Source organism: Actinomadura kijaniata, assembly GCF_014138665.1.
Lineage (GTDB): Bacteria > Actinomycetota > Actinomycetes > Streptosporangiales > Streptosporangiaceae > Spirillospora > Spirillospora kijaniata.
Window position 1 is genome coordinate 367,906 of the sequence record NZ_JACJIA010000002.1, and the last position, 12,556, is coordinate 380,461.

Consider the following 12,556-nt stretch of genomic DNA (forward strand, 5'->3'; position numbering starts at 1 on the left):
CGTAGAGCGAACGCTATCCGCTGCACCCGTCCCCTTTGAAGCCCGGCCGCCGGAGCGGCGGTCCGCGCCGCACCGCCGGGTCGTGCCGCGGCCGCGGAACGCCGACGGCGTGCCGAACGGCGCGCACGGCCATGACCGCGTCGTTCACCGTCGTCCGGTGGCGGGGCCGTCAGGGCAGGATGCGGCGGGCCTGCTCGTCGGCGAGCCTGGCGATCTGCTCGGCCTCGGTGCGGGTGGCGGCGGGGCCGTAGAGGCTGATCGTGGCCAGGTAGCGGCGGCCACGCAGCACCACGTACCAGGTCTTGGCGTTGGAGGCGCCCGTCGTGGTCGAGACGCCCACGGTTCGCGAGCCCTCGCCGAGGGTGCCGGGCGGCCGTTCCACGACGGTGTGCTCCGACCACTGGGAGCCGACCTGCGCGCGGAACGTCTGGCAGCCCGCCGGGACCCGCGCCTTGACGTGCTTCTCGGTGGTCTCGTCGTCCATCGCCAGCAGCGTCTCGGTGACGGTCTGCCCGTTGCCCCGGGTGAACGTCGCGATCGCGACGGGCGTGGCGCGGTCGATCTCGGGGCCGGCGGCGGCCCGGCGGCAGCGCGGGTTGTCGACGCGGACCTGGCGTTGCAGCTGCTCGAAGTTCTGGATGGCCTTGCGGGTGCCGTACTCGCCCGCGTCGGTCTCGCCCGCCCGCTGGTAGCCCGGCAGCTCGGCGAGCAGGGCCTGGCGGAGCTGGTCGGAGGTGTAGCCGGTGCCCGCCAGGGCGGCGCGGCCGGTGGCCCGCGCGGGCTCGGACCGGGTACCGCCGTCGTCCCCGCAGGCGGTGAGCAGGGGGAACGCCAGCACCAGCGCGGTGATCGGGAAGAGCCTGTGCGCCATGCGGCCGACCCTACGGGGCGGTCCGGGGGTTCCGGGGCGGGCGACACACCTTGGGGACGAGCCGGTCGTGCGAGGACTCCGAAGTGGGTAGGGGGCCGGTTGCGCTCCGTGGTCGGGCGCCGGGACTTCCGGAGAGCATCGGGGGAGAGGGATGGTCCGAAGGATCTTTGCGCTGGTCGCGCTGGTCGCGCTGGTGGCGGCCGGGTGCGGGGGGAACGAGAGGAGCGCCGTGACCAGCGGGGCCGGCGGCTCGCCGCCCGCGACGGCGTCGGGCGGGACGACGTCGGCCTCGCCGGCGGCGTGCCCGTCGGAGCAGAACAAGAAGTTCGCCAAGACGCGGTTCGCGGCCGACGCGGGACTGGCGTTCGGCGCGTTCCACCGGTGGATCTGGAAGCCGTACCAGGCGGGAACGTTCCAGTCGGGGGCCGAGGGCCGCACCGCCGCGATGGTGAAGGCCGCGGCGGCGGGCGCGTTCGCGCTGAACCGGCTGAACGCCGCCCGCAAACTCGTCGATGACGACCCCACGCTGTGCAAGGCGCTCAAGCAGCCGCTGGACGCGCTGTGGAACAGCGTCAACGGGCTCACCGAGAAACTGCGCTCGGGCAACCTGAACCCGGCCGAGATCGGCACGGTGGGCGGGGCGATCGACGCGTTCCGCGACCGGTCCGAGCAGGCGGGAACCGAGATCAAGGACCGCGAGCCGCCGTCCCTCGGCAACTAGGCCGTGTTTCAAAGCCCTGGCCCACGGCGCTCGCCTGGCGGCTCGCACCTCACCAGGGCTTGGCGAGCGCGACATCGCTTCGCGATCTGACCTGCGGGATCGATGGCGTCGCGCGTCCGCCGTCGGTCCCGCGCCCGTCCGGGCGGGGCCGGTCAGGACTGGTTGGCGCGCTCGTTGTAGGTGCCGGTGTAGTCCTGGCCGGACAGCTTCTGGATCTCGGTGATGATCTCGTCGGTGATGACGCGGCGGGCCTTGGCGGGCGGCAGGTCGCGGTAGTGCGAGAAGTCGACCGGCGCGCCGATGCGGACGGTGGGGCGGGGGCCGAGGAACCGCGGCCACTTGGCCCCGATCGGCTGGATCCGCTCGGTGCCGGTCAGGCCGATCGGCAGCACGCGGGCGCCGGAGGCCAGCACCAGCCAGCCCGCGCCGGTGCGACCCCGGTACAGGCGGCCGTCGGGCGAGCGGGTGCCCTCGGGGTAGATCGCGAACGCGCCGCCGTTGTCCAGGATCTCCACGGCCTGCTCCAGCGCGCCCATGGCGGCGCGCTGCGCGCCGCGCTGCACCGGGACGTGCCCGAGCGTGGTCATGAACCACCGCGCGAACCGGCCCTTGAGCCCGGAGCCCTCGAAGTAGTCGGCCTTCGCGATGTAGGTCACCGGCCGGGGGATGGACAGCGGGATGATGAAGCTGTCGATGAACGACAGGTGGTTGCTGGCCACGATCAGCGGCCCGTAGTGCGGGACGTTCTCGACGCCCTCGACCCGCGGCCGGAAAAGCAGTCGCAGGATCGGCGCGACGACGCGCGACATGAACGTGTAGAACACCCAGCCTCCTGAATTCCGCACCGACACTGTAACCGCTGCGCCGAACGGCCTCGGTTGCGACGGCTGTCTTTCCGCCGTCCGGGTGTGTCACGAATTACGTTCACGCAGGTCGCGCGGCGGGCTCGTGAGATATACCACGCCATCTCGCGATCTTAGCGACTTCTCGACGGGTCGAATCCGCCCACCATTTCTTACCCAATAGTAAGTTTCTCGACGGTAGCTTTCCGGCGCATTACCGAAGGCGCAGGTCACCCGCCGACGCCCGGAGACGGCCGCCGGGGGATCACCGCGGCCGGGTTGGCAGACCCGACGCGGTGGGGGATCCTGGGAGGTCACCGGAAGCGGGTAGCGGGGTCCTGATACAACCCGGGGCGGGAGTTGGCCAATGGACTTCGACGTACATTTCATGCACCACGAGCGCTGCACCCTGGTCCGCGTCCAGGGCGAGCTCGACGTGGTGTCGCGCGAGCGGTTCGAGGAGGCGCTGTCCAGTGTGATCGATACCGGCGCTCCGACGGTGGTGGACCTCAGGCAGGTCACGTTCTGCGACTCCACCGGGCTGAACGCCATCGTGGCGGCCAACAAGCGGGCCGCCGAACGCGGCATCCCGATCGCGTTGCTCTCTCCGCCGCAGCGGGTGGCCCGGGTCTTCCGCATCACCGGCGTGGACCGGTACATCCCCGTGTACGAGACGCTGCGCGAGGCGATCGGCGCCCTCCCGGTGCCGACCGCCGACTGAGGCCCGTCCGCGGTCCCCGGGCCGGGATCAGGAGCAGCCCTCGAACTGCGGCACGTTGTAGTTCGACTTGAGCTTCGCCTTGGCGAACCACTTGTCCAGCAGCTTCACGGCGGTCCCGGTCCGGTACATCTCGGTGAGCGCCCGGTTGACGGCCTCGCACCCGGCCAGGTCGCCCTTGCGCAGCCCGACGCCGTACTTCTCGTCGGTGAACGGCGCGTTGACCATCTTCACCGGCGCCCCGGTCCCCGCCATCCCGGCGAGGATCAGGTCGTCGGTGGAGATGGCGTCCAGCTCCCCGGCGGTGAGCTTGCGCAGGCACTCGCCGTAGTTGGCGGCGTTGACGCGCGTGGCCTGCACCTTGCGCTCCTCGACCACGCGCCGCCAGGAGTTGGAGCCCTCCACCGCGCACATCTTGCGGCCGCCGAGGTCGCGCACGTTGTCGATGCCGTTCTCGCCGGCGCGGACCAGGGTGTCCTGGTGCGCGACGTAGTAGGGGCCGCCGAAGGTGACGACGTTCTTGCGCCGCTGGGTGATCGAGTAGGTCGCGAAGACCAGGTCCACCTCGCCGTCGCGCAGTGCCTGCTCGCGCCGCGACGACGGCGTGGTGCGGAACGTGATCCGCTCCGGCGGGACGCCCAGCTGGCCGGCGACGTAGGTGGCGACGTCCACGTCGAAGCCCTGGTAGCGGCCGTTCTTCTTCTCGCCCAGACCGGGCTGGTCCTCCTTGACGCCGATCACCAGCGAACCGTGCTTCTCGATCTTGTCGAGGATCGATCCGGGTCCGGGGTCGGTCAGCGCGCAGCCGGCGACCGCGCCGGTCGCGGCGAGCAGCGCCGCCGACAGCACGGCCGGCGGGAGGACGGGACGGGGAACGCGCATCGTGGGCTCCTTGCGGTCAGCGGAACTCGGCCAGCCGGGGCCGCACCCCGGCCAGCACCAGCACGGCGATGCCGACGGCCGAGCCGAGCGGCACCGCCTGCCAGCCGTCCAGGCCGCCCTCGGCTCCGGTGATGGCCCGGTCGAACGCGCGCCGGTGCTCGCCGGCCAGCTCGACCAGCGCGGCGTCGAAGGCGTCGAAGTCGCGGATGGCGCCCGAGTCGCGCCCCATCCGCAGCCTGATCGCCCCGGCGCGGTCCCCCTTCTGGACCATCTGGCGGATGCGCTGGTCGTTGCGCAGCACGGCCCGGTAGTCCCGCAGCGCCCGGCCGAGCGCCCCGGTCTGGGCGGTGGTGCGGGTACGGCGGGCCTGTTCGCCGAGGAAGCCCAGGAACTGCGCGGTCCGGGGGGTGCCCCGGTAGGCGTTCAGGTCGCGCTCCACGGCCGGGTAGTAGCTCTCCAGGTTGACCGGCCTGCCCGGGTCGGGGTCGACGTACAGGACCGACAGCGCCTTGTCGAGGTAGATCTGCTCGTAGGTGTCGGCGCGCTTCGGGTCCAGCAGGAACCGGCTCTCGTCCGCGAACGCGCTGTGGCTGAGCGCCCGCGCCCGCGACAGCGCCAGCAGCGAGTCGAACCCGTCCACCTTGGCCCGTTTGAGATGCCCCGCCTGCGCCGACAGCATCATCGCGCCCGCCGCGACCAGCACGACGGTGGCGATCGTCGCCAGCGCGAGCGCCGGGTTGACCAGGCGGCGGAAGCCCCGCGCCAGCCACAGCTGGAGGCCGAGCAGCACCAGCAGCGCCGCCACGCCGGTCACCAGCACCCAGTTGCGGCCGTTGAGGACCGCGCCGCGCTCGTCCTCGTAGGACTGCCGGACGATCGCGCCGCTGTCGAGGGTGACGTTGTACGCCTTGGGCAGCACTTCCAGCTTCATCAGGTCGGTGGCCTGCCGGTACACCTCGATGACGGCGTCCCGGGGCGGGCCGGCGGGCCGGCCGTCCTGCGCGGCCAGGGTGAGGGCCTCGCCGACCAGGCGTTCGTAGCGGCCGAGGCCGTCCAGGATCTCCCGGACGTTCTGCTGCCGCCGGTAGTCGCTGCCGGCGAGCTGCGCCGCCTTGATCGCGGCCTGGCCCGCCTCGGCGCGGCGCTGCTCGTAGCGTTGCAGCGACCCCTGGCGGCCGATGCCGAGCGAGTGCTCGCGGCCGATCAGCAGGATGTCGGCGACCTGCGCGTCCATGTCGCTGAGCGCGAAGTACAGGTCGCCGGTCGCCACGACGCTGGGACCGGCGTCGCGGCCGATGGTCCGCACGCCGTCGCGGGCGTTCTCGACGGCGCCGCCGACCACCGCGGCGACGACCGCGACGGCGGCGATCGCCAGCGCGGTCAGCAGCCGGATCCGCCCCGGAACGGTCCGCAGCCAGCGGCCCCGCGCGAACGTGACCAGGCGGCTCACCCGCGCCTCGGGCCGCTTGGCCGGCGGCTCGGGACGCTTGGTGGGGACCGCCGGATGCCGGGTCTCGGTTGCCGGTGTCGTCATGGCGCCGCCTGGTCTGGACTGGGGAGCGTGAAGATCGGGAGCTCGCGAGCGGTCCCGGAACCGGCGGGGCGGGACCGGTCGTGCCGGAGGCGTGGCGATGGGCGGGTCATCGGTGTCCCTCCTCGGACGGGAGGACGGCCGTCAGGGTGATCGTGGTCCAGGCTCCCACGTGGATGCGGTCGCCGTCGCCGACGCGGACGGGTGTCCCGACCTCGATCGGCTGGGTCGCGTCGTTGACGGTGGTGCCGTTGGTGGAGCCGGGGTCGACCAGGTCCCAGGTGCCGTCGGCGCGGGCGCCGAGCACCGCGTGGGTGTGCGAGACGCCGGGGTCGGCGGGCGGTTCGCCGAGGTCGATGTCGGGGTCGATGCCGCGCGAGAGGCTGCGCCGCCCGATGAGGACCTTGCCGCCGTGCAGCGGGATCTCGCGCCGCACCCGCGCCTCGGGGAAGCGCAGCGCGGGCGCGTCCGGGCCCTCCTGCGCGAGCACCCGTTCGAACTGGGCGCGGTCGACGGTCACCACGGCGATCCACCGGATCGGCTCGGGCGGGGCGGGCGGCGGGATCGTCCGCAGCTCGAAGTCGTAGCCGTCCACCTCGCAGAACCGGCCCGAACGCGGCGTCTCGCACATCGGGCACGACTCGGCGGGCGGCCGGGGCGGCAGCACCCTGGGCGGCCGTTCGCGCCGGCCCGCCGGTTCGCCGGGCGCGTCCCCGACCGTCTCCCCCGCGCCGGAGGGCGCCGACAGGTCGGCGCGCCGGGCTCCCTCCACGAGCTCACCGCACACCTCGCAGAACTGGTCGTCGGCGGAGGCGTGTCCGTTGGGGCAACGCGGCATGGCTCAGCTCCCGGTGCTCGGGGGGCGGCGACCACCGGTCCGCACGGTGCGGACCGAGCGGGTGTCGAGGGACATCTCGGCGGCCTTGTCCACATCCCGCTTGAGCCGGACGGTACCGGACTCCTCGTCCACGATGTCCACCACCTGTTCGAGGAGTTCGGAGATCTGCCGGTTGCCGACCTGGCGGGCGAGCACCACGGCGCGGCCGAGGCGGGCGGTGGCGGTCTCCTCGTCGCCCCGGCGGCGGGCCTCCAGCCCGCTCTGCACGGCCTCGGCCAGCTCGGACTGGCCGGTGTGATGGGCGACGCGGCGGCTGATGCGGGTGGACTTGGCCTCGTCGTCGGTCCACTCGGCCAGGACGTTGGCGGGGCCGACCAGGCGTTCGCCGCCGTCGGGGTCGGGGACCACGAGCCGCACCCAGGCGGCGCGCATCTGGCGGCCGACGTCGCCGGGCTGCACCTCCACGCACAGGTGGTAGTCGCGGTCCTCGTCGCCCCACGCGCCGATCGGGTAGTCGCCGGTCTGGGGGCCGGAGACGGCGCGGCGGTCGGTGAGGTCCTCCACGACCGGCTCCATCTGCTTGAGGAAGCGGATGGTGGCGTTCTGCGGCGTCCACACCCGCAGCGCGACGTCGCCGACGGTCTTGTCCATCGCCCGCCCGGCCATCTCCCGGAAGTGCGCCTGGAGGTCGTCGGGGTGGCTGACGTCGAGGAACGTGCCCAGCAGCGCCGAGGAGATCTTGCGGAGCTCGGCGACCTCCCAGTCGGTCCCCACACCGAACGCGTCGCAGGTGAAGCCGCCCTCGCACTCCTTCAGCGCCTGGTCGAGCTGCGCGGCGGACTCGTGCTGGTTCTTGCCGTCGGTGAGCAGGATCGCGTGCCGGATCGCCCCCTGCTCGGCGAGCAGCCGACCGGCCAGCCGCAGCCAGGAGCCGATGGCGGTGCCGCCGGCCGCCTCCAGCTTCTTGACGGCGGCGAGCGCGGCCTTGCGGGAACCGGCGTCCATCCTGGTCAGCCGCTCGTCCGGCGGGTAGATCATGCGGGGTTCGTTGGCGCCGGCGACCACCGCGAACCGGACGCCGTCGCGCAGCTCCCCCAGCGCCGCCGCGGCGGCCTTCCGCGCCGCGGCGATCTTCCCGGAGTAGGACATGGAGCCGGAGGTGTCGACGATGACGACCTCGGCGGCGTCGGCGGGCGCGCGCACCCGCGGCCCGGTCGCGCGCACCGTGACGATGGCGTGCATCTCCCGGCCGCCCGCCGGGAGGTAGGGGTTCTGGTCGATCTCGATGTCGAAGTCGGGGGCGGTGGGCTCGGGGAGGTCGCTCATCGGGGGGTCTCCCTGGTCGGTTCGTCCGGTTCCGGGTGTCGGGGATAGGGGACGAGGGCGACGGTCACGTTGTCGTGGCCTCCGGCGTCCAGCGCGGCGCGGACCAGCGCGCGGGCGGCGGCCAGCGGCGCGCCCGCCGGGTCGGGCACGGTGTCCAGCACCGCGGCCAGGTCGGCGGGCTCGGGCAGGTGGCCCCACAGCCCGTCGCTGCACACCAGCAGCACGCCCGGCGCGGTCGGGGTGAACGTCGCCACGTGCGGCTCGACGACGTCGGCGTCCGCGCCGAGCCAGGCGGTCAGCAGGTGCGCGCGGGGGTCGGCCCACGCCTCCTGCGGCGTCAGCGCGCCGCGCGCGACCATCCGCACCGCCCAGGTGTCGTCGCGGGTGAGGAGGCGGTCGTCGGTGGAGCGCAGCCAGTAGGCGCGGCTGTCGCCGACCCAGGCGACGGTGACGCTGTCGGCGGTCGCGACGGCCGCGACGAACGTGCAGGCGGGCGAGGCGTCCCCGGCCGCGCCGCGGGACGCGTCGGCGGCCAGCCCGCGGACCGCGTCGGCGGCGCAGCGGACGGCGGCGCGCAGCGCGGTGGGCGGGTCGGAGCCGACGGCGACGCGGCGGGTCAGCACGCGCGCGCCGGTCTCGGCGGCCGTGATCGCGGCGCGTTCGGAGCCGGGCGCGGACGCCACGCCGTCGCAGACGACCGCGCACACCGTGCCGGGCAGCGACGCCATGGCCACGGCGTCCTCGTTGCGGTCCCGGCGCAGGCCGACGTCGCTGACCCCGGCGGCGCGCGCCGGGCCCCGGACCGGGCCGGTCAGGGGGGCGGCCAGCTCGATCTCGACGCGTTCGCGGCCGCCGGGCTGGCGCAGCCCGCACGTCTCGCAGAACCCGTCGTCGATGCCGGTCGCGCCGCAGTCCACGCAGCGCCGCGGCGGGTCGCGCGGCTCGTGGACGACCAGCGACGCGGGCACCGGCCGCTTGGGCGAACGCGGCTCCCCGCAGCCCTCGCAGAAGCGGTCGCGGGCGTCCAGGGGCTCGCCGCACGCGCCGCACACGACGACGTCGAACCGGTCCTCGGCGTGCGCGCCCATGGTCAGAAGAACGTTCTCGGGCGGACCGCGTTGGCGCGCAGCACCAGCGTGTGGCGTTCGCCGGGATCGCCCGCCAGCCGGGCGAGCAGCCGGTAGGTCTCCTCCAGTCTGCGGCGCATCGCGGGCTCTCTGAGAGGGACGCCCAGCAGGTCGCCGGGCGTCTTGCCGGTCCACCGGCCGCCGGCGCGCTGCCAGGCCAGCGCCGCCTCCAGCACCTCGGCGGCGAACCGGGCGTAGCGTTCGGTGTCCAGCCGCAGCGTGTGCAGGCGGCGCGCGGCGGCGCCGAGGATCTCGGCGCTCAGCTCGTCCGGACGGCGGCCCCGCACCGCCGCCGCGACCGCGCCGAGCTGCGCCGACACGTAGTGCGTGGAGATCCGCGCCACCCCGTCCAGCTCGCGGATCGCGCCCTGCCGGTCGTCGGCCGCCAGCCGCGCCCGGGCCAGCCCGAACGCCGCGCTCACGAACGTCGGGTCGGTCCGCCACACCAGCTCGTAGAAGCGCTCGGCCTGCTTCAGGTCGCCCCGGCCCTCGTAGCAGAACCCCAGGCCCAGCTTCGGCGCGGTCTCCCCCGGCATCAGCTCGTACAGCTCGTCGAAGATCCGCACGGCGGCGTCGGCGTCGCCGCCCGCCAGCTCCCACACCGCGCGCCACCAGTCGATGCGCCAGTCCTCGGGGTGGTCGGCCTCGTACTCGTTCAGCAGGCGGTCGGCCTCGGCCAGCTCGCCGAGCCCGATGTGGGAGCGGATCAGCGCCAGCCGCACCTCCGGCGAGTCGACCGGCGCGGCGGCCAGCGCGGCGGCCAGGTCGTCGGGGTCGCGGGCGGTCAGGCCCGCCAGGAACGCCGCCGCCGGGTCGGTCCCGTACACCAGCGGGACCGGCAGCGCGGCGGCGGCCTCGGCGGGCTCCAGCGGGGCCAGCACGGGCGTGCCGCCGTCGCCGCCGAGCGCGTCCATGATCTCGGTTCCGGCGGAGGCCTGCTCCGGCCCGAACAGCGCCGACGGGCCGGGGCGCGGCTTGCCGTCGTCGGTGGACAGCACCTCGCGCAGCACCCCGGTGAGCTGCGCGCCCATCTCGGCGGCGCTCTGGAACCGCCGCGCCGGGTCGGGGTGGCAGGCGCGGCGCAGCAGCCGGTAGTACGACTCGTGCCGCATCAGCAGCGGGACGTCCTTGCGCGGCGGCAGGCTCCGCAGGTGGCGGGTGGTGTAGCCCTTGAACGGGAAGCTCAGCACCGCCAGGGTCCGGCCGACCGTGTACAGGTCCGAGCTCACCGACGGGCCGTGGTCGGCGATCTCGGGGGCCTGGTAGCCGGGCGTGCCGAAGATCGGGCTGTCGGTGTCGAACGCGCGCCGCACCCCGCCGAGGTCGATCAGCTTGAGCTGCTCCTCGGACTGGATGGCGTTGTCGGGCTTGAAGTCGCAGTACAGCAGGCCCATGTTGTGCAGGTAGCCGAGGGCGCGCAGCACCTCCAGCCCGTAGGCGATCACCTGGCCGAGCGGCAGCGCGGCGTCCTCGCCGTTCCCCTTGCGGTGCCGCAGCAGGATGTCCTTCAGCGACTCGCCGCCGACGTACTCCATGACGATGTAGCCGGAGCCCTCGTGCCGCACGAAGTTGTAGATCTTGACGATGTTGGGGTGCTCGACCTCGGCGAGGAAGGCGCGTTCGGCCGCCGCCGCGGCCATCGAGTCGGTCGCGCCGGTGTCCAGCAGGCCCTTCAGCACCACCCAGCGGTCGGAGACGTTGCGGTCCCTGGCCAGGTAGATCCAGCCGAGGCCGCCGTGCGCCAGGCAGCCCAGCACCTCGTACTGGCCGCCGATCAGGTCGCTCTTGTGCAGCTTCGGGGAGAACGAGAACGGGTGGCGGCACGACCGGCAGAACCCCTCGGTGCGGCCCGGCCGCCCGTCGCGGCCCCGCCCGACCTCGTCGTCGCAGTTGGAGCAGAACCGGCGGTGCTCGGGGACCTCGGGGTTCTCCAGCACCGCCGACTCGGGGTCGCGGGCCGGGACCGGCGGGACCTCGACCAGGCCCGCGCCGAGCATCCCGCGCCGGTGCGCGCCGGTGGAGTCGGTGCCGCGGGTGCCCCCGGTACGGCCGGAGCCCGCCGTCCCGGGGACGGTGGGGCGCGACGGCTCGGGGCCGCGCGAGCGCGACACCCGCGACGGGGCCGGGGAGGTCGGCGCGATCTGCCAGGCCGACCCGGTGTTCATCGAGGCGATGCTGACCGCCCCGCCGACGACGCCGGTGACGAACGCCCCGGTCACGGGGCTGGGCGGGTGGACCCCCTCGTTCCGCTCCCCGCCGCCCCTGGCCCCGGCGGGCGGCACGTACCCCGTGGCGGGTTCCGGCGGCCGGGCCGGCGCCATGCCGCAGGTGTCGCAGAACCCGTCGTCCCGGACGGCCCCGGAGCACCCGGTCTGTGCGCATCGGGTCATCGCCGACTCCCCGCCTCCCTCGCCCGCGCCCTGATCGCGCGCTGGTAGTCCGTCACCGCGTCGGCGGCGCGTCGCAGGTCGCACGGCGCCGTCCACAGCGCGTCCCGGGCGGTCTCGTACGCGCGGGCGAGCCCGTCGTCCTCGGCCAGCCCGAGACGGGCCGCCTTGGCACGGTACGCCTCCAGCCGGCCGCGCAGCTCGTCGCGCCGCCCGAGCGGCTCCTCACTGAGACGCCTCGTCCGGTGGGCGAGTTCCAGGGCCTGGTCCACGGCGCGTTCGAGGTCGGCGACGCGGCCGGCCAGCGCGGTCCAGTCGGCCCGGCCGCGCGCCGCCGTCAGCTCGCCGAGGCGTTCGCGGAGGCCGGCGGCGTGGTCCGGCGGCTCGGGCGGGTCCGCGCCCTCGATCCTCAGCAGGGCCCGGTCGCGGACGGCGGCGGCCCCCTCCTCGGCCTCGGCGACCGCCGCCACGCGTTCGGCCAGGCGGGCGGCGCGCTCGTCGAACGCGTCGCGCAGCGCCACCGCCTCGGCCAGCTCGGCGTGCCGGCGTTCCAGCGCCCCGCGCAGCCGGTCGAGCCGGGAGGTGTCGGCCCGGCCGTCCCGGACCAGCGACAGCGGATCGGTCCGGGTGAGGCGGCCGATGGCGGTCAGCTCCCGGCCGAGCCGGTCCAGCTCCGCATCGCGCAGGTCCTGCAACTCCCGCACCAGCCGGGCCGCCGCGCGCCACGCCTCCTCGGTCTCCTCCAGCGGCACCAGCAGCGCCGACCACGCCGCGTCCGCCGCCGCGACGACCTCGGCGGACCTCTCGTAGGCCGTCTCCATCATCCGCACGGCCTCGTCGAGCGTGACGCGTTCGCGGGGAGGGCCGAGCAGGGTGCGGCGCTCCAGCGGGACCTCCCCGCCGGGGACCTCCACGGACGGTCCGGTCAGCAGGGCGCTCAGCTCGTCGAGCACGGCCGTGCCGGGGCGGGGGTGGGCGGCGCGCAGCGCGGCGGCGGCCTCCAGCACCCGGCCGTAGGCGTCGAACAGCTTCCACAGCAGCGCGATGCGGGCCCTGGCCTCGTCCCAGCGCCGCCACGTCTCGCCGGTCAGGTCGGCGCCGTCCAGCAGCCGCCGCCCGTCGTGCCGCTCCAGCTCCAGAAGGGAGGCGGAGATGCGATCCCGCTCGTCGCGCAGCCCCGCGAGGGCGTGGTCGACGCCCTCCCGGCTCATGGGCGCGGCGGCTCCGGCCCCGCTCTCGTCCACATCAACCCCGCGTTCGATGCTGTCGTCCGCCCGTCGTCCGCTCGTCGGCGCCGTGCCCCCCGTCGTCGT

11 protein-coding genes are annotated in these 12,556 nt (G+C 74.6%); 2 read left to right on the plus strand and 9 right to left on the minus strand.

Going from position 1 to position 12,556, the window contains the following annotated elements; genetic code table 11:
* Nucleotides 1-169: 169 nt before the first annotated feature.
* Nucleotides 170-871 carry a hypothetical protein gene (locus HNR61_RS08890; RefSeq protein ID WP_182842642.1) on the minus strand — a complete coding sequence of 234 codons (702 nt, stop codon included), beginning with the start codon at nucleotides 869-871 and terminating at the stop codon, nucleotides 170-172.
* 151 nt (nucleotides 872-1,022) lie between these two features.
* On the opposite strand from HNR61_RS08890, the gene HNR61_RS08895 reads away from it, so the two are divergent.
* Nucleotides 1,023-1,592 carry a hypothetical protein gene (locus HNR61_RS08895; RefSeq protein WP_182842643.1) on the plus strand — a complete coding sequence of 190 codons (570 nt, stop codon included), beginning with the start codon at nucleotides 1,023-1,025 and terminating at the stop codon, nucleotides 1,590-1,592.
* Nucleotides 1,593-1,744: 152 nt separating this feature from the next.
* On the opposite strand, the gene HNR61_RS08900 is transcribed toward HNR61_RS08895, so the two are convergent.
* A complete protein-coding gene (locus HNR61_RS08900; protein ID WP_182842644.1) occupies nucleotides 1,745-2,416 on the minus strand; it encodes a lysophospholipid acyltransferase family protein in 672 nt (223 codons plus the stop codon).
* A gap of 385 nt (nucleotides 2,417-2,801) precedes the next feature.
* Between HNR61_RS08900 and HNR61_RS08905 the strand changes: the two genes are divergently transcribed.
* On the plus strand, nucleotides 2,802-3,155 hold the full coding sequence (locus HNR61_RS08905) for an STAS domain-containing protein (RefSeq protein ID WP_182842645.1): 354 nt from the start codon (nucleotides 2,802-2,804) through the stop codon (nucleotides 3,153-3,155).
* Between the two features lie 27 nt (nucleotides 3,156-3,182).
* Here the strand turns inward: HNR61_RS08905 and HNR61_RS08910 are convergent, their stop codons facing one another.
* From HNR61_RS08910 to HNR61_RS08940, 7 genes are all read right to left on the minus strand, one after another.
* Nucleotides 3,183-4,034, minus strand: coding sequence for a glutamate ABC transporter substrate-binding protein (locus HNR61_RS08910; RefSeq protein ID WP_182842646.1), 852 nt, complete (start codon nucleotides 4,032-4,034; stop codon nucleotides 3,183-3,185).
* A 16-nt stretch (nucleotides 4,035-4,050) separates the two neighbouring features.
* Entirely contained in the window at nucleotides 4,051-5,568 is a 1,518-nt protein-coding gene (locus tag HNR61_RS08915) for a GlnX family signal transduction membrane protein (protein ID WP_246442372.1), read from the minus strand.
* 106 nt (nucleotides 5,569-5,674) lie between these two features.
* A complete protein-coding gene (locus HNR61_RS08920; RefSeq protein ID WP_182842647.1) occupies nucleotides 5,675-6,403 on the minus strand; it encodes an FHA domain-containing protein in 729 nt (242 codons plus the stop codon).
* A gap of 3 nt (nucleotides 6,404-6,406) precedes the next feature.
* Nucleotides 6,407-7,729: a VWA domain-containing protein gene (locus HNR61_RS08925; protein WP_182842648.1), complete on the minus strand. Its 1,323-nt coding sequence runs from the start codon at nucleotides 7,727-7,729 to the stop codon at nucleotides 6,407-6,409.
* On the minus strand, nucleotides 7,726-8,817 hold the full coding sequence (locus HNR61_RS08930) for a PP2C family protein-serine/threonine phosphatase (protein WP_182842649.1): 1,092 nt from the start codon (nucleotides 8,815-8,817) through the stop codon (nucleotides 7,726-7,728). The genes HNR61_RS08925 and HNR61_RS08930 overlap by 4 nt, the downstream gene beginning before the upstream one ends.
* A 2-nt stretch (nucleotides 8,818-8,819) precedes the next feature.
* Nucleotides 8,820-11,246 carry a serine/threonine-protein kinase gene (locus tag HNR61_RS08935; RefSeq protein WP_182842650.1) on the minus strand — a complete coding sequence of 809 codons (2,427 nt, stop codon included), beginning with the start codon at nucleotides 11,244-11,246 and terminating at the stop codon, nucleotides 8,820-8,822.
* Complete coding sequence (locus HNR61_RS08940; RefSeq protein WP_312897818.1) at nucleotides 11,243-12,487, minus strand: hypothetical protein; 1,245 nt, start codon at nucleotides 12,485-12,487, stop codon at nucleotides 11,243-11,245. Before HNR61_RS08940 ends, HNR61_RS08935 begins: the two co-directional genes overlap by 4 nt.
* Nucleotides 12,488-12,556: the final 69 nt, after the last annotated feature.